Origin of the sequence: Chelatococcus sambhunathii (assembly GCF_001418005.1) — a bacterium.
Classification (GTDB): domain Bacteria; phylum Pseudomonadota; class Alphaproteobacteria; order Rhizobiales; family Beijerinckiaceae; genus Chelatococcus_A; species Chelatococcus_A sambhunathii.
In genome coordinates this window covers 58,936-78,371 of the sequence record NZ_LIOL01000004.1, presented here as the reverse complement: position 1 = coordinate 78,371, position 19,436 = coordinate 58,936, and the positions used below count along the sequence as shown (strand labels likewise).

Below are 19,436 nucleotides of genomic sequence, written 5' to 3'. Positions count from 1 at the left end.
ATGGCGATCGAAGCCTCCCGTGAGAGCGCGCCCGCGCGCATCCGCCTCGGCATGGTCGGCGGCGGCAAGGACGCCTTCATCGGCGCCGTGCACCGCATCGCCGCGCGGCTCGATGGTGAGTTCGAGCTGGTCGCTGGCGCGCTGTCCTCGACCCCGGCCAGGGCGCGTGAATCCGGCCGGCTCCTCGGTCTCGCCGAGGACCGCGTCTACGACAGCTTCCGCGAGATGGCGGCGCGCGAGAAGCGCCTCAGGAACGGCATCGAGGCGGTCGCCATCGTCACGCCCAACCATGTGCATTACGAGGCGGCGCGCGAGTTCCTCAAACGCGGCATTCACGTCATCTGCGACAAGCCGCTGACGGCGACGCTCTCCGATGCCAGGCGCCTTGCCGCGCTCGCCGAGAAGTCGGACGCGCTGTTCATCCTGACGCACAACTACACCGGCTACCCCATGGTCCGGCAGGCGCGCGAGATGATCGCGGCCGGCGAGTTGGGCGACCTGCGCCTGGTGCAGGTGGAATATGTGCAGGACTGGCTGACCGAGCCGCTAGAGCGCACCGGCGCCAAGCAGGCCGAGTGGCGCACCGATCCGGCCCGTTCTGGTGCGGGGGGCGCCGTCGGCGACATCGGCACCCACGCCTTCAACCTCGCCACCTTCGTTACCGGCTTGACGCTCACGAGCCTGAGCGCCGATCTCGACAGCTTCGTCGAGGGGCGGCGGCTCGATGACAACGCCCATGTACTGATGCGCTTTGCCGGCGGCGCCAAGGGCATGCTGTGGGCGAGCCAGGTGGCGCCCGGCAACGAAAACGGTCTCAAGCTGCGTGTCTACGGTACGCGCGGCGGCATCGAATGGTGCCAGGAGGAGCCGAACCGCCTGTGGTTCACGCCCTTCGGCAAGCCCAAGACGCTGCTGACCCGCGGCGGGGCGGGCGCCGGCGCGGCGGCGCAGCGCATGACGCGCACCCCGGCCGGCCATCCGGAGGGCTACCTCGAAGGCTTCGCCAATATCTATGCCGAGGCAGCGCGCGCCATCCTTGCCCGCCGCGAGGGGCGCCCGATTCCGCCGGATGTCGTCTATCCCACCGTCGCGGATGGGGTCGCCGGCGTTGCCTTCATCGAGGCCTGTGTGCGCTCGTCGAAACGCAACGCCGCCTGGGTCACGCTCTGAGGCGATGGCCGTGGCTGCTCCCGCCGCCTCGGCTGCCCCCATCCCGGCTGCTGCGCCGGTGCTGGCGCTCGCCGGTGTCGGCCGCGCCTTCGGGCCGGTCGAGGTGCTGTTCGGCATCGACTTCGACCTGAAGCCCGGCGAGGTGCACGCCCTCATCGGCGAGAACGGCGCCGGCAAGTCGACCATGATGAAGATCATGGCCGGCTACCTCGCCCCGACGAAGGGCAGGGTGCTGCTCGATGGCGCGCCGGTGGCCTTTTCCTCGAGCGAGGAGGCGGAGGAGCGCGGCGTCGTGCTCATCCACCAGGAGTTCAACCTCGCCCGGCAGCTCTCCGTCGAGCAGAACATCTTCCTCGGGCGTGAATTGAAGCGCGGCCCCTTCCTTGACCATCGTGCGATGCGCGAGACGACACTGGCGCTGCTCGCCGAACTCGAGACGCCGGTCGACCCGGCGGCGATCGTCGCCGATATCTCGGTGCCAGAGAAGCAGATGGTCGAGATCGCCAAGGCGCTGTCGCGCAAGGCGCGCGTCATCATCATGGACGAGCCGACGGCGGTCCTGACGCGCAAGGAGGCGGAGGTGCTCTTTCGCCAGATCGAGCGCCTCAGGGCGGCGGGCACGGCGATCCTCTACACCTCGCACAAGCTCGACGAGGTGGCGCGGCTCGCCGACCGGGTGACCGTGCTGCGCGACGGCCGCCATGTGGTGACGGCGCCGCGCGGCGCCCTGAGCGAGGACGCCATGGCCGAGGCCATGGTGGGGCGCGAGCTCTCCAACCTCTTTCCGGCGAAGGCCGAGCCGGCCTCCGCCGCGCCGGTGCTGACGGTCGAGAATTTCAGCGTCGAGGGCTTTGCCGAGGACGTGTCCTTCACCCTCGCGCGCGGCGAGGTGCTGGGCTTCGCCGGCCTCGTCGGCTCCGGGCGGACGGAGCTGATGGAAGGGCTCGTCGGCCTCAGGCCGGCGCACGGCGCGGTGAGGCTTGCGGGCCGCCCGGTCCGGATCCGCTCCGTCGAGGAAGCGCGCCGCGCCGGCATTGCCTACCTCACGGAGGACCGCAAGGAGCGCGGTCTCCTGCTCAATCTGGCCATGCGTCCGAACCTCACCTTGCTCGCGCTCTCTCGTTTCGGCCGTTTCCTCATCGACCGCAAGGCAGAGGAACTGGCGCTCGACAAGGCCATCGCCGAGTTCGACATCCGTGCCCCGCTGCGCGAGATTCCCGTCGGCAACCTCTCCGGCGGCAACCAGCAGAAGCTGCTGCTCGCCAAGACCATGCTGGCTGACCCGGACATCGTCATCATCGACGAGCCGACGCGCGGCATCGACATCGGCACCAAGCAGCAGATCTACGGTTTCGTGCAGCGCCTCGCCGCGGCCGGCAAGAGCATCATTCTCGTCTCGTCCGAGATGGCGGAGATCATCGGCCTCGCCACCCGAGTCTGCGTCATGCGCGCCGGGCGGCTCGCCGGCACGCTGAGCGGCGCCGACATCAACGAGGACGCCATCGTGCGCCTCGCCATGGGCCTCGAGGCAAGGAGGGCGAACGGCAATGGCTGACGCGACGACCACCCGGCAGGAGTTGCGGAAGCCGCGCCGTCCGGCTGTCAACCTGCACGTCGTCGGTCCGCTCGTCGCGCTTGCCGTCCTCATCGTCGTCGGCGTGCTGCTGAACCCGAACTTCCTCAGCTACGGCAACGTCACCAACGTGCTCGCCCGCTCAGCCTTCATCGGCATCATCGCGGTGGGCATGACCTTCGTCATCACTTCCGGCGGGCTCGACCTCTCGGTCGGCTCCATGGCAGCCTTCATCGCCGGGCTGATGATCCTCGTCATGAACGCGCTGGTGCCCACGCTCGGCCCCGGCTGGCCGGTCATCCTCATCGGCATGGCGGCGGCGCTCGTCTTCGGCTTCCTCGCCGGGCTCGGCAACGGCCTGCTCATCACGCGGGCGCGCATCGAGGCCTTCATCGTCACGCTCGGCAGCATGGGCATCTTCCGCTCGCTCATCACCTGGCTCGCCGACGGTGGCACGCTGTCGCTGAACTTCCAGGTGCGGGACGTCTACCGGCCGGTCTATTACGACGGCATTCTCGGCGTCTCGTGGCCGATCATCGTCTTCCTCGTCGTGGCCATCGCCGGCGAGATCGCGATGCGGCACACGGCCTTCGGCCGCCATTGCGCGGCCATCGGCTCCAACGAGCAGGTGGCGCGCTACTCGGCCGTGCATGTGGAGCGCGTGCGGCTCGCCACCTATGTCATGCTCGGCATGCTGGTCGGCCTCGCCACCATCATGTATGTGCCGCGCCTCGGCTCCGCCTCTTCGGCAACCGGCGTCCTGTGGGAGCTCGAGGCCATCGCTGCCGTCATCATCGGCGGCACGGTGCTGAAGGGTGGCTTCGGCCGTGTCTGGGGCACGGTGGTGGGCGTGCTCATCCTCAACCTGATCCAGAACATCCTCAATCTGACCGACCTGGTGAGTCCCTATCTCAACGGGGCCATCCAAGGCGTGATCATCGTTCTGGCCGTCGTTCTGCAGCGTCAGAAGAAGGCGCTCTGAAGGGCGGCGCAAATGCCCGGCAACAGGGCTGTATGAAGAGAGGGAGAAGCACGATGGGAGTGGTCAAGGCTTTCAAGGCGCTGGCCCTGGCAGCGGCGCTCGCCGCGCCGGCTGCGGCGCAGGCTCAGGACAGCAAGGTCATCGGCGTATCCATCCCGGCGGCAACGCACGGCTGGGCCGGTGGCATGAACTATCATGCGCAGGAGGCGGTGAAGCGCCTTGAGAAGACCTATCCGCAGCTGAAGTTCGTCCTCGCGACAGCGGGCGATCCCGGCAAGCAGGTCAGCGACATCGAGGACATGATGGCGACGCGCAACATCGACGCGCTCGTCGTGCTGCCCTTCGAATCGACGCCGCTCACCGGCCCGGTCAAGCGCGTGGCAGAGGCCGGCAAGTGGGTCACCGTCGTCGATCGCGGCCTTGCCGAAGAGGGCATCGAGGACCTCTACGTCGCCGGCGACAATCCCGGCTTCGGCCGCGTCGCGGGCGAATTCTTCCGCGAGCGGATGCCGAGCGGCGGCAAGATCGTCGTCCTGCGCGGCATCCCGACCACCATCGACAACGAGCGCGTCGAGGCCTTCCGCAAGGCCATCGAGGGCAGCGGCATCGAGATCATCGGCATGGAGCACGGCAACTGGAACCGTGACAGCGCCTTCACCGTGATGCAGGACTTCCTCTCGAAGCATCCGAAGATCGACGCCGTCTGGGCCTCGGACGACGACATGGCCGTCGGCGTGCTCGAAGCCATCAATCAGGCCGGCCGGCAGGACGAGATGTGGGTGCTCGGCGGCGCCGGCATGAAGGAGATGATCAAGCGCGTCATGGACGGCGACAAGCGCGTGCCGGCCAATGTCACCTATCCGCCGGCGATGATCGCCACCGCCATCGAGATCACGGCGCTGCGGTTCGTCTCCAACGCGCCGGTGTCCGGCCGCTTCGTCATCGGCTCCGAGCTGATCACCCAGGAGAACGCCCAGAACTTCTACTTCCCCGACAGCCCCTTCTGATCAGGAGCGGCGGGCCTTGGAGCGGCCCCGCAAGGGGCCGCTTTTTCATGTCCGCCCGGGCAGGCCAAGGCCGCCGGCCGCCTCCTGCCGGATCCAGCTGCGCAGGGCCGCGATCCGTTCGGGATGCGGCGGCTCGGCCGGGTAGAGGAGGCGATAGTCATACCCGCGCAGCCGTGGTCCGAAGGGCACGACGAGGCGGCCGGCCGCGATCTCGTCCGCCACCAGCACGAGCCCGGCGAGGGCGACACCCTGGCCGGCGACCAACGCCTGCACCGCCTGGCTTTCGTCGCTCAGCGTCAGCTCCGCCCGCGGCACCAGCCCCGAAAGCCCCGCCTCGGCGAGCCAGCGCTCCCAGACGGGATTGTCCCGGTGCGGGCGCCGCCATTCGAAATGGATCAACGTGTGCTCCGCGAGTTCATCCGGATGGTGAAGGCCGAGCGCGGGGCTGCACACCGGCGCGAACATGTCCTCGAACAGAAGGTCGCCGACGAGGCCGGCCGGCACGGCCCGGCCATAGCGCACGGCAGCATCGGCGGTGCCGCTGATCAGGTCGACCGGCTCGTCGGAAGCGTGCAGCCTGAGATCGAGCCCGGGATTGGCCGCGTGGAAGGCCGCGACGCGCGGCACGAGCCAGCGCGCCGTGAAGGCGACCGTCGCCGAGAGCGTGACGACGGGCTTGAGCCGTTGGCCGCGCAACTGCGCGATGGCCTCCTCGAAGGCGTCGAAGCCGTCGCGCAGCACCGGATAGAGCACGCGCCCTTCCGGCGTCAGCGCCACGCGCCGGGGGCGGCGTACGAACAGCCTGAGAGCGAGCGCATCCTCCAGCTGCCGCACATGGTGGCTGACGGCTGTCGGCGTCACCGCCAGTTCCTCGGCGGCCGCCTTGAAGCTGAGGTGGCGGGCCGCGGCCTCGAAGGCGCGCAAGGCGGGCAGGGGAGGCAGCTGGCGGCGGGTGCGTCGCTCGGTCATGGCAATGCAGCGCCTCTATGGATGAGCTATTCTCATCTATAGGCTGAGAACTATGCGTTTGTCATCATCCTGTAGAAGAAGGAACCTGCCGGCTCTGAGACCCTACCTGAAGATGAGGGCATGTCACTCATGGCGACCGTTCTGCATATCGATTCGAGCGCCCGTCCGGCTGGTTCCGACCTCGCAACCTTCGGCTCCCATTCCCGCCGTCTCAGCAAGCGCTTCGTGGCGCGCTGGCGCCATCAGCGGCCCGGGGACACGGTGCTCTACCGGGACGTCGGCCTGACGCCGCCGGCGCCGGTCTCCGCCGCCTGGATCCACGCCGCCTTCACACCCAAAGAGCGTCGTGCGCCGTGGATGGATGGCGTCCTGCGGGAAAGCGACATGCTGATCGACGAACTGATCGGTGCCGATGTCATCGTGGCCGGGGTGCCGATGTACAACTTCGGCGTTCCGGCTTCGTTCAAGGCCTATATCGACAACATCGTGCGCGTGGGGCGCACCTTCGGCTTCGATCGCACCCGGCGGGGCGAGCCGTACTGGCCGCTGCTCGCCGGCATGGGCAAGCGGCTCGTCATCCTCTCCTCGCGCGGCGATTTCGGTTACGGCGAGGGCGAGCGCATCGCCGACATGAACCATGTCGAGCCGAGCATCCGCACCGCCTTCGGCTATATCGGCATCACCAATGTCGCGTCCGTCGCCGTCGAATACGACGAATTCGCCGACGAGCGGCTCGCAGCCTCGATCGCCGCAGCCGAACGCGCCGTCGACGAACTGGCCGAGCGCCTGGCGGCGGCCGTGGGCGAGGAGGAGCGGGGGCCTGCCAGCGAGGCGGCCGCCTGAGGCTGCTCCCGCCGCGGCTCATGCCGCCGAGACGCTGTCGCCGGCGGCCTGCGCGGGGGCACGGGTCTGCCGCATGCGGTGCATGAGACAGGCATCCCAATAGGGCTCGCCACCGAAATGGGCGACGAGCGTGTCGATGAGCAGCCGGACCTTGGCCGGCACGTAGGCGCCCGGCGGCCGCACCACATGGATGCCGGCCTCCGGCATCTCGTAGCCGGACAGCAGTGGGACGAGCGTGCCTCGTTCGATATCCTCGGCGGCGAGGAAGGTCGGCGCCACCACGATGCCGAGTCCCGAGCGGGCCCACTGCAGAAGGGCATCGCCGTTGTCGGCCAGGAGCCGGCCGCGCGGCCGCACGCTCGTCCAGCGCGTGCCATGGCGAAAGCGCAGGTCAGGTTCGCTCGCCGCGGTATAGACGAGGCATTCGTGGCGCGTCAGGTCGTCTGGCGTCTCGGGGCGGCCGTGCCGGGCGATATAGTCCGGGCTCGCCGCGACGATGCCGTAGACGGGCGCAATCTTGCGGGCGATAAGGGTCGAATCGCGCAGGGAGCCGATGCGGATGGCGGCATCGAAGCGCTCCGCCATCAGATCGACGACGCGGTCGCTGTAGGCCACGTCGATGCCGAGCCGCGGATGTGCGCTCGCCATCTCGGCGAGGATGGGCGTCACATATTTGACCCCGAAGGACAGAGGCGCCGACAGGCGCAGCGTGCCCACGATGCCGCCGCCGTGCTGGGCCACGGCGTCCTTCGCCTCGGCAAGATCGGCGAGGATGCGCTCGCTGCGGGTCTTGAACGCGAGCCCCGCCTCGGTCGCGCTGATGCCGCGCGTCGTGCGGGTGAGGAGGCGCGTGCCGAGCTCCGCCTCGAGCCGCGCGATGCGGCGGCTGACGATGGACTTGGCGATGCCCAGCCGCTTGGCGGCACGGCCGAAGCCGCCGCTGTCCACCACCTCGATGAAGCTCTTCAGATCGTCGAAGTCCGGCATCCATGTTCCTCGTCCAGCAACGGCTTGGTGCAAATAAAGAGAATACCGGTGCGGCGAACGAACCGCCAGCTTTCCGGCACGCTCTTGTCATTCATGTCGGAGAAGCTGAACATGACCACGGTTCTCGCCATCACCAGCAGCGCCTCGGGCGCCGAATCCGTTTCCAACCGCCTCGTCGCGGATGCGCTCGACGCTCTCAAGGCGAGCGGTGGTGCCGATCGCGTCATCACGCGCGATGTTGGCAGCGAGCCGATCCCGCATCTGACGGCCGAGACGACGGCCGCCCTGCGCAAGGGCGAGACGGCGACCGAGGCGCAGCGTGCGGCACTCGCGCTGTCGGACCGGTTGGTGGGCGAGCTGCGCGAGGCGGACGTGATCGTCATCGGTGCGCCGATGTATAACTTCGGCATTCCCTCCACGCTGAAGGCGTGGTTCGACTACGTGCTGCGCGCCGGTGTCACCTTCAGCTACAGCGAGAAGGGGCCGGAAGGCCTCATCAAGGGCAAGCGCGCCATCGTCATCGTGAGCCGCGGCGGCCTCTACAGCGAAGGCCCGGCGCAGGCCATGGATTCGCAGGAGCCGCACCTGCGCACGATGCTCGGCTTCATCGGCATCACCGACGTGACCTTCGTGCGCGCCGAGAAGCAGGGCTTCGGCCCGGAGGTGAGCGCAGAGGCCGTGGCGGCCGCGCGCGGCGAACTTTTGCGCCTTGGCGAGCGCCTCGCCGCTTGACGCCGGGGCCCGCATGGTCGCTGATTTGGCCGGCGGGCCGCGCTGGCGGGTGCCATGTGCGCCCGGCGCCCCCGCGCCGCAACGCGAGACCTGCAGGGAGCCCGGCATGAATCCTCCATCGTCCACGCGCCCGGTCGTCAAGGTGGCGCTCGGGCAGTTTGCCGTCGGACGTGAGTGGCAGGACAATGCGGCGACGGTGGTGCGGCTGATGCGCGAGGCCGGCACCGCCGGCGCCAGGCTGCTCGTCCTGCCCGAGGGCATCCTCGCCCGCGACATCGCCGATCCCGACATCGTCCTGAAGGCGGCGCAGCCGCTCGACGGGCCCTTCATGCAGGAGGTGCTCGCCGCGAGCCGCGGCAGCGACCTTGCGGTGATGGGTTGCATTCACGTGCCGGCCGGCAACGGCCGGGTCTTCAACACGCTGATCACCGTGCGCGACGGCGCCATCATCGGCGCCTATCGCAAGCTGCACCTCTACGACGCCTTCCGCGTCAAGGAATCGACCCATGTCGCGCCCGGCGACGAGATCCCGCCGCTGATCGAGGTGGCGGGGCTGAAGGTCGGCACCCTGACCTGCTACGACCTGCGCTTTCCGGAGATGGCGCGGCGCCTCGCCCTCGACGGGGCCGATGTGATCACCGCTCCATCCGCCTGGCTGCGCGGACCCGGCAAGGAGGCGCATTGGGAGGTGCTCGTCACGGCCCGGGCGCTCGAGAACACCTGCTACGTCGTGGCGACCGGCGAATGCGGCGAGCGCAACATCGGCGCGAGCATGGTGGTGGATCCGCTCGGCGTCGCCATCGCCCGTGCCGGCGAGGTGCCGGCCCTTCTCTTTGCCGACATCGATCCGGCCCGCATCGCGCACGCGCGGAGCGTCCTGCCGGTTCTCGCCAACCGCAGGTTCAAGGCGCCGGAACTGGCCGGCGACAGGTGAGCCTGCCGTCGCAATGGCTTGCGCGACACTCGCGTTAATTGGCTCTCGGCATCGGCGGGCGCCCGTGGCGAGCGACAGCTCCGGCTTGGGCCCGAGACGGGCCGTTACCTCGCCGGACAAGGTTCTTTCCGCCCCGCCTGCGATGCTGATGCTGAAGGCCGCTACCGGGGTGCCTCGCAGGCGATTGTCATGGTGGCGTATTCCTGGACGCTGTCGAAATACTCCCGGTTGTCGGGATCGCATTGCCAACTGACGAACAGTGTCTTCCGGCTGCCGGGGGCGGGATCGCCGCACAGCTCGTTGTTCACCTTGATCTCGCAGGAGGACCGGCCGAGGCAGAGGTTGGAGACGGACGAGTAGGCCGAGCACGTCTTGCCGCCGCCGCCCGGCAGGCCGTATTGGGCCTGCCGCACGACAATGCAGGGTTGGCTGGCTTCGCAACTCGCGGCGTCGACCGGCGCGGCCGGTCCCAGGAGGCCAGCGGCGGCCGCGACAGCGATGGCTGCCGTCGAACGGATGGATCGCATGATGCCGAACCTCCGACTGTCTATCCGCAGAACGCGCGCACGACGCGGCCCGTGCGGGGATCTGTCTCGACCGTCACCCGCGCCGGCGCGTAGTCCATCGTGACCGGTTGGCCCGGCGCGATCTGTCGTACCGCAGTGGCGCCGGTGATCTGCTTCGCCTCGTCATCGGCCGGTTTCGGCTTGCCGACGAGCCCGCTTGTCGCCTCCGGCCTGCAGGGGCCCGGCGCCAGTGCCGCAGAGTCGGTCGCCGGCGATGGCGTGCAGGCGGACACCGCCATGCCGAGGAGGGCCGCCGCCACCGCCGGCAACAGACTTTCCTTGATCATCATTATGCCTCCGGAATGGGCCCCGGTCGCGCCGCAAGGGCGGGGGCGGACTGTTCACCCGGTCCGTCGCACGGCCGCACCGGCTCAATACGTCGGGAAGGCGCCGATTTGGCCGGGTTTCCGGCCAATGACAGCGCCGTTCCGCGCATCAGTGATGTTATGTCGAGCATGGCGCCATGCTGGTTCCCAGGCGCGTCCGCCCGTGTGCCACGCGCGAAGGATGACCTGCCGACAGGTGCCCGGCCTGCCGCGGTATCGCCGGTGCCCTGTCAGCCGACAGCGACCTGACGATTGCGCGATCGATGCCGTCGACGCGCTCTTCGCCGAAGATGAGATCGCCCCGCTCCGATCGCATGGTCATCTTCCTTCCGATGGCCGTGGGCCGCGCGCCGAATATGAACGGGGGCAGCGGGGCGGGCAACCGGCAGTTGATGCGGGCCCGCCGGAACGCGCGAAGGAGTAGGGCGGAAGCCGACCATTCCCGTTGTCCGCGAGCCCGTCGCGGGCCCGGGCTCGCGGACGGTTTCCAGACATCGAGAACGAGGCCGGTCTGCGGATGGGATGGCGGTGTAATCCGATCCGACCGGGCTCTAGTGCGTGACGGCGGGACGAGCTACGGCGGTGCCGCTGAGACGTACGCCGGCTCCCTCGGCGATCGTTGCGAGCGACTGGTCGATGATGACGCGGCTCGTCTCGGCGACCCGGGCCTTGATCGCCACGTCCAGTTCTCCGAGGACGATCAGGGCCCTCTCCTGCGCGGCGGAGGCAAACGTCTCGAATGCAGCCTGCCTGTCCGATTCGAAGTCGCGTGCAATCGCCTGGATGAAAGCGTGGGAATAGGCTTCGACAACCTGATGAACCACGAGTTTCAGCATGGCTTCCTTTACTTCCGGCGCCATGTGCCTCGGCTCATCGATCGTCATGTGTTCTCCCCAGCGTCGTTATTGATTGCGCAAGTTGCTGCAATGATCATGGCGGAATTGCGATCCTGAGAATTTTACCGATTATGGCTTGCCGGAGGGTGGTGTGCTGCGGTGGTTGTCGCATTCGGCCGCGATCCGGGCTAGATAGGTCGTCGAGCCAACCCTCGCTCGCAGCTGCGGTGGCGAAGCCAGCCTCGCCCGCGATCCGCAGGGCACGTCGGCTGCGGCACGACATCGACAGCATGACGCTGGAAGCTGCTAACAGGTGACTGACTTCACGCCCCACAGATTTTCCGTCGCGCCCATGATGGATTGGACGGACCGGGACTGCCGCGTCTTCCACAGGCTGATGACGCGCCATGCCCTGCTCTACACCGAGATGGTGACGACCGGCGCGGTCCTCCACGGGGACCGGGAGCGTCTGATCGGCTTCGATGCGGCGGAGCAGCCGCTCGCCGTGCAGCTCGGCGGCAGCGAGCCGGGCGAACTGGCGGAGGCCGCGCGCATCTGCGCCGCCTTCGGCTACCGCGAGATCAACCTCAATGTCGGCTGTCCGTCGGACAGGGTGCAGAGCGGCCGTTTCGGCGCCTGCCTCATGCGCGAGCCGGAACTGGTCGCCGCCTGCGTCGCGGCGATGAAGGACGCGGTCGACGTGCCGGTGACGGTCAAGTGCCGCATCGGCGTCGACGAACAGGATCCGGAGGTGGCGCTCGATCAACTGGCCGATGCCGTCGTCGCCGCCGGGGCGGAAAGGCTCATCGTCCATGCCCGCAAGGCCTGGCTTCAGGGGCTCTCGCCCAAGGACAACCGGGAGATCCCGCCGCTCGACTACGGCCGCGTGCACCGCCTCAAGGCGCGCCTGCCTCATGTGCCGATCCTCCTCAACGGCGGCCTCCGGACGCTCGAGGAGGCCCATGCGGCCATGCATCCGGCGGACGGGCCGGCGCTCGACGGCGTCATGCTCGGCCGCGCGGCCTATCAGAACCCGGAGATCCTCCTCGGCGTCGATCCGCTGTTCTTCGGTACGCCGGCGCCGCTCGCGGACGCCTTCGCCGTCGTCGAGGCCTATCTGCCCTATGTCGAGCGCCGCCTCGGCGAGGGCGTGCGCCTCAACCAGCTCACCCGCCACATCCTCGGCCTCTTCCCCGGGCGGCCGGGCGCGCGCCAGTTCCGCCGCCACCTCGCCACGGAGGCCTGCAAGCGCGGCGCCGGGCCGGAGGTCATCGTCGAGGCGGTCGCCCATGTGCGGCGGGAGATGGCGCGCCGCGAGGTCGAGGCCGCCTGAGGCGTGCGCAACGGCCAAGGGCGTTTTGCGTGACTGTGTCTTGCTGCTCCTCTTCCTCTTTCCTGAAATGCAGGCGGGGAGGAGGGCGCGATGCACAGGCCGCAGGACCCGGATTTCGAGGCGCGCGTGCGCCGCAGCTTCGGCAAGCAGAGCGTGATGGAGACGATCGGCGCGCGCATGACCGAGGTCGCGCCGGGCGCGACCACGATCGCGCTCGCGGTCGCGCCGCACATCTGCCAGCAGCACGGCTTCGTCCATGCCGGCATCGTCTCCACCATCGCGGATTCGGCCTGCGGCTATGCCGCCCTGTCGCTGATGCCGGCCGGGGCCGGCGTATTGACCGCCGAATTCAAGATCAACCTGCTCGCCCCCGCCGCCGGCGACAGGCTCGAGGCGCGCGGGCGCGTGGTGCGGGCAGGGCGCATGCTCACCGTGGCGCAGGCCGAGGTGGAGGCCATCGACGGCGAGCGGCGCAAGACCGTTGCCGTGATGACGGCGACGCTCGTGACGCTCGAGGGGCGCGAGGGTATCGCCGACTGAGCGCGGCGCCGGGCGGCCATGCCCCGGCGGCGCTTGCCTTGGCGGCCGAGATCGCGCACGAGAGGGCTCCTGCTGCAGGAGCCGCCATGTTCGCCGCCATTCCCACATCAGAACTCGTCATGCTCGCCGGGGCGCTGCTTGCGGCCGGCGCCGTCACGGGCATCCTCGCGGGTGTCTTCGGCGTGGGCGGCGGTGCTGTCGTCGTCCCGGTGCTCTACGAACTCTTCCGGGTCGTGGGCGTGCCGGAGGAGGTGCGCATGCCGCTCTGCGTCGGCACCTCGCTCGCGGTGATCATCCCCACCTCGATCCGCTCCTTCAATGCCCATCGCGCGCGCGGCAAGGTCGACATGTCCATCGTGCGCGTCTGGGCAATCCCCGTCGTCCTCGGTGTGGGGCTCGGCAGCTTCATCGCCCGCTATGCCCCGGCGGACCTGTTCAAGGTGGTCTTCGTCGTCGTCGCGGGCATCTCGGCCGTGCGGCTCCTCTTCGGCAAGGACAACTGGCGCCTCGGCACCGAGGTGCCCGGCAAGATCGTCATGAGCATCTACGGCGTCGTCATCGGCGTGCTGTCGTCGCTGATGGGAATCGGCGGCGGGCAGCTGTCGAGCCTGTTCATGACCTTCTACGGCCGGCCGATCCACCAGGCGGTGGCGACCTCCTCGGGGCTCGGCGTCCTCATCTCCATTCCGGGCGCCATCGGCTATGTCTACGCCGGCTGGCCGCGCGCCGCCGAATATCCGGATGTCGCGGCCCTGCAGTTCCCCATGGCGCTGGGCTATGTCTCGCTCATCGGCTTTGCGCTCTTCGTGCCGACGAGCATCTTCACGGCCCCCTTGGGCGCGAGCCTCGCCCACGCCTTGTCGAAGCGGCGGCTGGAGATTGCCTTCGGCCTCTTCCTCCTTGCCGTCTGCGCCCGCTTCGCCTGGAGCCTCCTGACTTGAGCCTCACCCGCCGCGCCCGCGCAGGATCAACCTGTCGCCGCGCACCTCGAAGGAGGCGAGGCGCTCGAGAAAGGTCATGCCGAGCAGGTTCTGCGAGAGGCTGCCTTCGCGGGCGACGAGGGCCGGCACGCGCCGCTCGGTGATGTTGCCGACAGTGAGCTCGCCAAGCGTGGTGGAAGCCGCCATCGTGCGGCCGTTCGCCGTCATCACCGGCTGCGTGTAGAAGAGCGTCGCCGGGTCGATGCCGGCCCGGGCGGCGGCCTCGCTCGTCAGCACCACCGCCGAGGCGCCGGTGTCGAGGATGAAGCGCGTCGGCACGCCGTCGACGGCGCCGTCGATGACGAAGCTGCCGCCGGCATGGCGCGCGACCTGCACCTCGCCGCCGGCGAGCGTCACCGTGTAGCCCGGCGCCACCTCCCCGAGCAGCCGGTTGGCGAAGCTCTGCAATTCGAAGCGATAGCTGTAGACAGCCACCAGCATGACGATCATCGCCATCCAGAAGGCGATGGCCTCGAGGGCGCGTGTCCACTGGCCGCGAAAGTGCTGTACCACCCAGCCGAAGGCGAGGATGCCGACGGCGCCGAGCCAGGCGAGCGAGGCAATGAGGTCCGGCCGCAGCCCGAGGATGGTCTCGTTGCCGCCGAAAAGGACGAGCACCGCGATGGCGGCGATGATGACGGCGAGGGCGACGAAACCGCGCATGGCTCTTCCTTCACGAGGCGCCGGCGAGCGGCGCAAGGGCGAGGAGGCCGGCGAGGAAGGCGATCTCGCCCGCCTGCTGGGCCGCCCCCGCGATGTCTCCCGTATGCCCGCCGATCTTCGCCCGGGCAATGCGGGAGAGGCCCACACCCGCGCTCGCCGCAAGGGCAAGGGCGAGCACGATCGGGAGGAAGCCGAAGCCGGCTGGCAGCAACAGGAGGAAGGCCATGACGGCGGAGCCCGCGGCCGCCGTGGCGAAGGCGGCCTGCGTCGGCCGGCCCGCCGCATGCGCGGCGCCGTCACTGCGGGCGGGTGCCAGCAGCAGGAAGGGCAAGAGCCCCACCGTGCGCGAGGTCGCCGCGGCCGCGACGAGTGCCAGGGCTGTGGCCGGCGCCGGCATGCGTCCGGCGAGCGCGGCGATGAGCCCGACGCGGATCATGAGATCGAGCGTGAGCGCCGCCGCGCCGTAGGAGCCGACGCGGCTGTCGCGCATGATGGTCAGGCGCCGCTCGGGCGTCGCGCCGCCCCACAGCCCGTCGGCGGTATCGGCGAGACCGTCTTCGTGAAAGACGCCCGTCGCGACGATGAGAGCGGCGACGGCGGCGCAGGCGGCGAGATACGGCCCGAAGCCGAGGCCCGTCGCGAGGAGGAAGGCGAGCGCGCCGACGAGGCCGATGGCGGCGCCGGCGAGCGGCAGCGCCCTGACGGCGCGGGAGAAATCCGGCATGGCATGCGGCGCCGCCTCGAAGGGCAGGGCGGGCACCGGCAGGCGCGAGTAGAAGCGCAGGCACGCGGCCGCATCGGCGAGGAAGGCGAGCGCCGGGCCCGGCCCGGGGCCGGCCTCGGCCTGCGGCATCTCGTTGTCCTGCGTCATCTTCACCTCGGCGCGTGGCATGCTATTAGCTCCGGGCCCGACAGCCGCGACCATGGGCCGGCCATAACGACATAGTGGAGAATTGCGATGGATGCGACGGCAACCGGCCTACCGTTCGACGACGTGCGGCGGCTTTTCGCCATGCTGCCCGACGTGGACGAGGCGGCCATCGCCGCCGTGCGCCGCCGCGACGCGGAACTGACGAAGCCGCCGGGCTCCCTCGGCCGTCTGGAGGAGATCGCCGCCTGGGTGGCCGGCTGGCAGGGCAAGGGGCGACCCAGCGTCGCGCGCCCACTCGTCTGCGTCTTTGCCGGCAACCACGGCGTCGTGCGCCATGGCGTCTCGCCCTATCCGCAGAGCGTCACCCGCCAGATGCTGGAGAACTTCGCCGCGGGCGGCGCCGCCATCAACCAGATCTGCGCCGCTTACGATCTCGGCTTCAAGGTCTTCGACCTCGCGCTCGACCTGCCGACGGGGGACATCGCCACCGAGGCGGCCTTCGACGAGAAGGCCTGCGTCGCCACGCTGGCCTTCGGCATGGAGGCGATCGCCGGCGGCACCGACCTCCTGTGCCTCGGCGAGATGGGCATCGGCAACACCACCATCGCCGCCGCCATCTACGCCGCACTCTATGGGGGGCCAGCGGCGCGCTGGGTCGGGCGCGGCACCGGCCTCGACGATGCGGGCCTTGCCCGCAAGACGGCGGTCGTGGAGCAGGCGCTCGCCACCCATGCCGGCCATCTCGGCGATGCGCTCGAGGTGCTGCGCCGGCTCGGCGGGCGCGAGGTCGCCGCCATCGCCGGCGCCATCCTCGCCGCGCGGCTCGAGCGCATCCCGGTCATCCTCGACGGCTACGTCGTGACCGCCGCGGCCGCCATCCTGCATGCCATCGATCCACGCTCCATCGCCCATTGCCTCGCCGGCCACCGCTCCGCCGAGGGCGCGCACGGCGAGGTGCTCGACAGGCTCGGCCTCGCCCCGGTGCTCGACCTCGACATGCGCCTCGGCGAGGCGACCGGCGCGGCGCTCGCCGCCGGCATCGTCAAGGCCGCGGTTGCCTGCCACAATGACATGGCGACCTTCGCCCAGGCGGGGGTCGACACGGCCGACGAGGGCGAGCGGCCCGAGCGCCTGCAGTGAGGCGAGGGGCGCGGTCTCAGGCGACATTGCGCTGCTGCGGCGGCTCCGCCTGCCACCGGTCCCATGCCGGCTCGCCGGCGAAATGGCTGACGAGCCGGTCGACGAAGAGCCGCACCTTCAGCGGCAGGTAGCGCGCCTGCGGATAGACGGCGTAGATGCCGGCTTCCGTCGGCGTGTAGTCGGGCATCAGCGGCACGAGCGTGCCGCTCGCGATCTCCGGCCCGACGACGAAGGTCGGCGACAGGATGACGCCGAGGCCGCGCAGCGCCGCCTCCCGCAGCATCAGGCTGTTGTTGACGATGATGCGCGGCTGCACGCGCACGCTCTCTTCCCCGTCGGGCCCCTGGAAGGTCCAGTTCGACTGGCTTTGCCGGTAGGCATAGTCGAGGCAGGCGTGCTGCGAAAGATCGGCCGGCCGCAGAGGCGCTTCACGCGCCGCCAGATAGGAGGGGGCGGCGCACAGGGCGAAGCGGCATGGCGCGAGCCGGCGCGCGATGAGCGAGGAATCCTTGAGGCGCCCGATGCGGATGGCGAGGTCGACGCCCTCCTCGATGATGTCGACGATCATCTCGTTGAGCGTGAGGTCGACCTGCACCTCCGGATGGTCCCGGAGGAAGCTGTCGATCACCGGCATCAGATAGGTGACGCCGAAGGTCATTGGCGCGTTGATGCGCAAGGTGCCCTTGGCCTGGTCCTGGATCGAGCTGACGCCGTGGCGCAGGTCGTTGACCTCCTCGAGGATCGGCACGCAGCGCGCATAGAACTCCGCCCCGGCCTCGGTCAGGTTGACGCGCCGCGTGGTGCGGTTGAGCAGCCGGGCGCCCAGCCACTCTTCCAGCATCTGCACGTGTTTGGTGGCCGCCGCCGGTGAAATGCGAAAATGCCGTGCAGCTTCTGCAAAGCTGCCATTGGAGGCGACGCGGGCAAATACCGCCATCATCATAAGTCTGTCCATGAAATCCTCACTTCAATCAACATAGAAAAGTAACAATTTTCCTTATGGCGTATATTATTAGACGATCCATTATATGTTTCCTTAGATGGCATAAAATCGGCATTTAGTAAAATTTTACGGATATATTTCTTTCTTATGACGTGTGAATTATTATTTGAGGCCAAAAACTATCTTCCTTTATTTGTGCGTGCTCGCATTGACCGCCCGTGGCAGCTTTGAAAGTCTCCGCGGGGGTGAATTTCGCGTGCGACTCGCCGCGATTGCCGATCGTGCTGCAGGCGATGCAGCCGCCCCCGCGTGGTTTCCGCCCGGTTTCCCCGCGATCAATCCTTTTCGGCGTAGTGGCCCCTGCCGTTAAGGTCCTCATCAGACAGCTCCGCTAGAAAGCGGCCATGCGAAGGGACAGGCTTGCGACAGGGCGAGGTGGGCAGCGCCATGTGGAGCGGCGGCTGCGCGACCTCGTGCGCGCGTCGGCTATCCTCACCGGGCTGCTGGTCGCGCTCGGCCTGCTGCTGTGGCGTGAGGAGACGCGCGTCGCCGGGCCCGTCGATATCGTCGACGGCGACACGCTGCGGCTGGCCGATGGGCGGCCGCTGCGCCTCGAGGGCATCGATGCGCCCGAGATCGACCAGCTCTGCGACAAGCCGTCCGGACCCTATCCCTGCGGCCGGGCCGCGCGCAGCGCCCTCGTTCGCCTCGTCGCCGGCGCCAACGTCACCTGCGTCGTCGGCGGCAAGGACCGGTACGGCCGCCTGCTCGGGCGTTGCAGCGTCGGCGAGGAGGACATCAACGCCAGCCTCGTCGCGACCGGCTGGGCGGTGGCGAGCGGCCGGTACCAGGCCGAGGAGGCGGAGGCGCGCGAAGGGCGCCTCGGCCTATGGCAGGGCCGCTTCGAGCGGCCGACGGACTGGCGCGCGCGGCGTTGAGGATCGATTAACCCTGTCTTTCACCAAGCCATCGTCCATGTGTTCTGGCGCACATCGGGAACAAAGGTGGAGGGCTACAGTTATCGACATCAAGGACCTCCCTCCCTGACCCCTCCTCGGGCGCGGCTCAACACCGCGCCCTTCTTTTTTGTGGAGCCGGCCGCCGGTCGGGCGGCCGCGATTGACCGGCGCCGGCGGCGATGGTCGACTTGCCCGAAACGGGCGAAGCGACCCGCAGGAGGAAACGATGAAGCGCGAAGGCGTTGTGCGGGAGCTGATTCGCCCGGGTTCAGCCGGTCCGGAGACCTGAACGATGCGCCTGACGTTCATCGGCAGCGGCGATGCCTTCGGTTCGGGCGGGCGGTTCAACACCTGCCTTCTGGTGGAGGCCGGCCGCACCACGATGGCGGTCGATTTCGGCGCCACCTCGCTCGTTGCCCTGAAGCAGCGCGGCATGTCACCCAACAGCATCGATACCGTCGTCCTTACCCATCTGCACGGCGACCATTTCGGTGGCCTGCCGTTCCTCCTCCTCGATGCGCAGTTCGCCTCGAGCCGCAAGACGCCGCTCACCATCGCCGGCCCGCCGGGCACGCGCGAGCGGCTGGAGGCGGCGCTGGAGGTGTTCTACCCCGGCGCCATCGGCAACGACTGGCGCTTCCCGCTCAAGGTCATCGACATGCCCCTGCGCACGCCCTGGGCCTTCGGCGAGGCGAGGGTGGAGAGCCACGAGGTCGTCCACGCCTCGGGCGCGCCGTCGACCGGCGTGCGCGTCACGGCCGGCGGGCGCGTGCTCGCCTATTCGGGCGACACGACCTGGACCGATGCGCTCGTCGACATCGCCCGCGACGCCGACCTCTTCGTCGTCGAGTGCTACCGCCCGGCGGGGCGTACCTCCAACCACCTCGATCTCAGGACGCTCATCGCGAACCGCGACCGGTTGACGGCCCGCGCCATCATGCTGACCCACATGAGCGAGGCCATGCTGGCCGCGCAGCATGAGGCAGCGGCGGCGGGCTTCCTCGTCGCCGAGGATGGCCTGACGCGGGAGATCTGAACCGATCCCGGCAATCCCGGAGGCACCGGGCGGCCGTCTTGCCCGG

At 69.1% G+C, this 19,436-nt stretch carries 22 protein-coding genes; 13 read left to right on the top strand and 9 right to left on the bottom strand.

Annotation, left to right across the window (positions count from 1 at the left end):
• From ASC46_RS09425 to ASC46_RS09410, 4 genes are read left to right on the top strand one after another with little or no spacing between them, the layout of a single operon-like run.
• Positions 1-1,170: a Gfo/Idh/MocA family protein gene (locus ASC46_RS09425; protein ID WP_055459062.1), complete on the top strand. Its 1,170-nt coding sequence runs from the start codon at positions 1-3 to the stop codon at positions 1,168-1,170.
• Positions 1,171-1,174: 4 nt separating this feature from the next.
• Complete coding sequence (locus ASC46_RS09420; protein ID WP_055459061.1) at positions 1,175-2,725, top strand: sugar ABC transporter ATP-binding protein; 1,551 nt, start codon at positions 1,175-1,177, stop codon at positions 2,723-2,725.
• On the top strand, positions 2,718-3,725 hold the full coding sequence (locus tag ASC46_RS09415; RefSeq protein ID WP_055459060.1) for an ABC transporter permease: 1,008 nt from the start codon (positions 2,718-2,720) through the stop codon (positions 3,723-3,725). The genes ASC46_RS09420 and ASC46_RS09415 overlap by 8 nt, the downstream gene beginning before the upstream one ends.
• Before the next feature lie 53 nt (positions 3,726-3,778).
• Positions 3,779-4,732 (top strand): ABC transporter substrate-binding protein, encoded by a 954-nt coding sequence (locus ASC46_RS09410; protein ID WP_198300610.1) that lies wholly within the window; start codon positions 3,779-3,781, stop codon positions 4,730-4,732.
• 45 nt (positions 4,733-4,777) lie between these two features.
• Here the strand turns inward: ASC46_RS09410 and ASC46_RS09405 are convergent, their stop codons facing one another.
• Positions 4,778-5,701, bottom strand: coding sequence for a LysR substrate-binding domain-containing protein (locus tag ASC46_RS09405; RefSeq protein WP_055459058.1), 924 nt, complete (start codon positions 5,699-5,701; stop codon positions 4,778-4,780).
• A gap of 129 nt (positions 5,702-5,830) precedes the next feature.
• Between ASC46_RS09405 and ASC46_RS09400 the strand changes: the two genes are divergently transcribed.
• Positions 5,831-6,544: an FMN-dependent NADH-azoreductase gene (locus ASC46_RS09400; protein WP_055459364.1), complete on the top strand. Its 714-nt coding sequence runs from the start codon at positions 5,831-5,833 to the stop codon at positions 6,542-6,544.
• Positions 6,545-6,562: 18 nt separating this feature from the next.
• Here ASC46_RS09400 and ASC46_RS09395 read toward each other — a convergent pair whose 3' ends face one another.
• Positions 6,563-7,531: a LysR family transcriptional regulator gene (locus tag ASC46_RS09395; RefSeq protein ID WP_055459057.1), complete on the bottom strand. Its 969-nt coding sequence runs from the start codon at positions 7,529-7,531 to the stop codon at positions 6,563-6,565.
• The gene (locus ASC46_RS21845; protein ID WP_280949162.1) at positions 7,510-7,644 is read right to left on the bottom strand and encodes a hypothetical protein; all 135 of its coding nucleotides are present in this window, start codon (positions 7,642-7,644) and stop codon (positions 7,510-7,512) included. Before ASC46_RS21845 ends, ASC46_RS09395 begins: the two co-directional genes overlap by 22 nt.
• On the opposite strand from ASC46_RS21845, the gene ASC46_RS09390 reads away from it, so the two are divergent.
• Positions 7,643-8,263 carry an FMN-dependent NADH-azoreductase gene (locus ASC46_RS09390; protein WP_055459363.1) on the top strand — a complete coding sequence of 207 codons (621 nt, stop codon included), beginning with the start codon at positions 7,643-7,645 and terminating at the stop codon, positions 8,261-8,263. The genes ASC46_RS21845 and ASC46_RS09390 overlap by 2 nt on opposite strands.
• 106 nt (positions 8,264-8,369) lie before the next feature.
• Positions 8,370-9,197 carry a deaminated glutathione amidase gene (locus ASC46_RS09385; protein WP_055459056.1) on the top strand — a complete coding sequence of 276 codons (828 nt, stop codon included), beginning with the start codon at positions 8,370-8,372 and terminating at the stop codon, positions 9,195-9,197.
• A gap of 161 nt (positions 9,198-9,358) precedes the next feature.
• Here the strand turns inward: ASC46_RS09385 and ASC46_RS09380 are convergent, their stop codons facing one another.
• The 3 genes from ASC46_RS09380 to ASC46_RS09370 all read right to left on the bottom strand — a co-directional run bounded on the left by ASC46_RS09380 (position 9,359) and on the right by ASC46_RS09370 (position 10,973).
• Positions 9,359-9,724: a hypothetical protein gene (locus ASC46_RS09380; protein WP_055459055.1), complete on the bottom strand. Its 366-nt coding sequence runs from the start codon at positions 9,722-9,724 to the stop codon at positions 9,359-9,361.
• A 20-nt stretch (positions 9,725-9,744) separates the two neighbouring features.
• A complete protein-coding gene (locus ASC46_RS09375) occupies positions 9,745-10,053 on the bottom strand; it encodes an I78 family peptidase inhibitor (RefSeq protein ID WP_055459054.1) in 309 nt (102 codons plus the stop codon).
• 587 nt (positions 10,054-10,640) lie between these two features.
• Positions 10,641-10,973 (bottom strand): hypothetical protein, encoded by a 333-nt coding sequence (locus ASC46_RS09370; RefSeq protein ID WP_055459053.1) that lies wholly within the window; start codon positions 10,971-10,973, stop codon positions 10,641-10,643.
• 265 nt (positions 10,974-11,238) lie between these two features.
• On the opposite strand from ASC46_RS09370, the gene dusA reads away from it, so the two are divergent.
• The 3 genes from dusA to ASC46_RS09355 all read left to right on the top strand — a co-directional run bounded on the left by dusA (position 11,239) and on the right by ASC46_RS09355 (position 13,739).
• On the top strand, positions 11,239-12,258 hold the full coding sequence (dusA, locus tag ASC46_RS09365; RefSeq protein WP_425349112.1) for a tRNA dihydrouridine(20/20a) synthase DusA: 1,020 nt from the start codon (positions 11,239-11,241) through the stop codon (positions 12,256-12,258).
• Positions 12,259-12,348: 90 nt separating this feature from the next.
• A complete protein-coding gene (locus tag ASC46_RS09360; RefSeq protein WP_055459051.1) occupies positions 12,349-12,798 on the top strand; it encodes a PaaI family thioesterase in 450 nt (149 codons plus the stop codon).
• Positions 12,799-12,884: 86 nt separating this feature from the next.
• Complete coding sequence (locus tag ASC46_RS09355; protein ID WP_055459050.1) at positions 12,885-13,739, top strand: sulfite exporter TauE/SafE family protein; 855 nt, start codon at positions 12,885-12,887, stop codon at positions 13,737-13,739.
• A 3-nt stretch (positions 13,740-13,742) separates the two neighbouring features.
• On the opposite strand, the gene ASC46_RS09350 is transcribed toward ASC46_RS09355, so the two are convergent.
• Entirely contained in the window at positions 13,743-14,441 is a 699-nt protein-coding gene (locus ASC46_RS09350) for a retropepsin-like aspartic protease family protein (RefSeq protein WP_055459049.1), read from the bottom strand.
• Positions 14,442-14,451: 10 nt separating this feature from the next.
• Positions 14,452-15,333: an adenosylcobinamide-GDP ribazoletransferase gene (locus ASC46_RS09345; RefSeq protein WP_425349111.1), complete on the bottom strand. Its 882-nt coding sequence runs from the start codon at positions 15,331-15,333 to the stop codon at positions 14,452-14,454.
• 66 nt (positions 15,334-15,399) lie between these two features.
• Between ASC46_RS09345 and cobT the strand changes: the two genes are divergently transcribed.
• Positions 15,400-16,452, top strand: a complete 1,053-nt coding sequence (gene cobT / locus ASC46_RS09340; protein ID WP_055459048.1) for a nicotinate-nucleotide--dimethylbenzimidazole phosphoribosyltransferase — start codon at positions 15,400-15,402, stop codon at positions 16,450-16,452.
• A 16-nt stretch (positions 16,453-16,468) separates the two neighbouring features.
• Here the strand turns inward: cobT and ASC46_RS09335 are convergent, their stop codons facing one another.
• Positions 16,469-17,407 (bottom strand): LysR family transcriptional regulator, encoded by a 939-nt coding sequence (locus ASC46_RS09335; RefSeq protein WP_071923591.1) that lies wholly within the window; start codon positions 17,405-17,407, stop codon positions 16,469-16,471.
• Between the two features lie 392 nt (positions 17,408-17,799).
• Here ASC46_RS09335 and ASC46_RS09330 point away from each other — a divergent pair, with 392 nt between their 5' ends.
• On the top strand, positions 17,800-18,333 hold the full coding sequence (locus ASC46_RS09330) for a thermonuclease family protein (protein ID WP_082464779.1): 534 nt from the start codon (positions 17,800-17,802) through the stop codon (positions 18,331-18,333).
• A 313-nt stretch (positions 18,334-18,646) separates the two neighbouring features.
• Positions 18,647-19,390, top strand: coding sequence for an MBL fold metallo-hydrolase (locus ASC46_RS09325; protein ID WP_055459045.1), 744 nt, complete (start codon positions 18,647-18,649; stop codon positions 19,388-19,390).
• The last annotated feature ends 46 nt before the right edge of the window (positions 19,391-19,436 follow it).

Coding starts and splice junctions, on each gene's coding strand:
- ASC46_RS09415 (WP_055459060.1), top strand. CDS start 2,718: ATGGCTGACGCGACGACCACCCGGCAGGAGTTGCGGAAGCCGCGCCGT.
- ASC46_RS09325 (WP_055459045.1), top strand. CDS start 18,647: ATGCGCCTGACGTTCATCGGCAGCGGCGATGCCTTCGGTTCGGGCGGG.
- ASC46_RS09335 (WP_071923591.1), bottom strand. CDS start 17,407: ATGGACAGACTTATGATGATGGCGGTATTTGCCCGCGTCGCCTCCAAT.
- ASC46_RS09360 (WP_055459051.1), top strand. CDS start 12,349: ATGCACAGGCCGCAGGACCCGGATTTCGAGGCGCGCGTGCGCCGCAGC.
- ASC46_RS09425 (WP_055459062.1), top strand. CDS start 1: ATGGCGATCGAAGCCTCCCGTGAGAGCGCGCCCGCGCGCATCCGCCTC.
- ASC46_RS09410 (WP_198300610.1), top strand. CDS start 3,779: ATGGGAGTGGTCAAGGCTTTCAAGGCGCTGGCCCTGGCAGCGGCGCTC.
- ASC46_RS09380 (WP_055459055.1), bottom strand. CDS start 9,724: ATGCGATCCATCCGTTCGACGGCAGCCATCGCTGTCGCGGCCGCCGCT.
- ASC46_RS09390 (WP_055459363.1), top strand. CDS start 7,643: ATGACCACGGTTCTCGCCATCACCAGCAGCGCCTCGGGCGCCGAATCC.
- ASC46_RS09395 (WP_055459057.1), bottom strand. CDS start 7,531: ATGCCGGACTTCGACGATCTGAAGAGCTTCATCGAGGTGGTGGACAGC.
- ASC46_RS09385 (WP_055459056.1), top strand. CDS start 8,370: ATGAATCCTCCATCGTCCACGCGCCCGGTCGTCAAGGTGGCGCTCGGG.
- ASC46_RS09350 (WP_055459049.1), bottom strand. CDS start 14,441: ATGCGCGGTTTCGTCGCCCTCGCCGTCATCATCGCCGCCATCGCGGTG.
- ASC46_RS09400 (WP_055459364.1), top strand. CDS start 5,831: ATGGCGACCGTTCTGCATATCGATTCGAGCGCCCGTCCGGCTGGTTCC.
- ASC46_RS09370 (WP_055459053.1), bottom strand. CDS start 10,973: ATGACGATCGATGAGCCGAGGCACATGGCGCCGGAAGTAAAGGAAGCC.
- ASC46_RS09330 (WP_082464779.1), top strand. CDS start 17,800: ATGCGAAGGGACAGGCTTGCGACAGGGCGAGGTGGGCAGCGCCATGTG.
- ASC46_RS09375 (WP_055459054.1), bottom strand. CDS start 10,053: ATGATGATCAAGGAAAGTCTGTTGCCGGCGGTGGCGGCGGCCCTCCTC.
- ASC46_RS09345 (WP_425349111.1), bottom strand. CDS start 15,333: ATGCCACGCGCCGAGGTGAAGATGACGCAGGACAACGAGATGCCGCAG.
- ASC46_RS09420 (WP_055459061.1), top strand. CDS start 1,175: ATGGCCGTGGCTGCTCCCGCCGCCTCGGCTGCCCCCATCCCGGCTGCT.
- ASC46_RS09405 (WP_055459058.1), bottom strand. CDS start 5,701: ATGACCGAGCGACGCACCCGCCGCCAGCTGCCTCCCCTGCCCGCCTTG.
- ASC46_RS21845 (WP_280949162.1), bottom strand. CDS start 7,644: ATGTTCAGCTTCTCCGACATGAATGACAAGAGCGTGCCGGAAAGCTGG.
- ASC46_RS09355 (WP_055459050.1), top strand. CDS start 12,885: ATGTTCGCCGCCATTCCCACATCAGAACTCGTCATGCTCGCCGGGGCG.
- cobT (WP_055459048.1), top strand. CDS start 15,400: ATGGATGCGACGGCAACCGGCCTACCGTTCGACGACGTGCGGCGGCTT.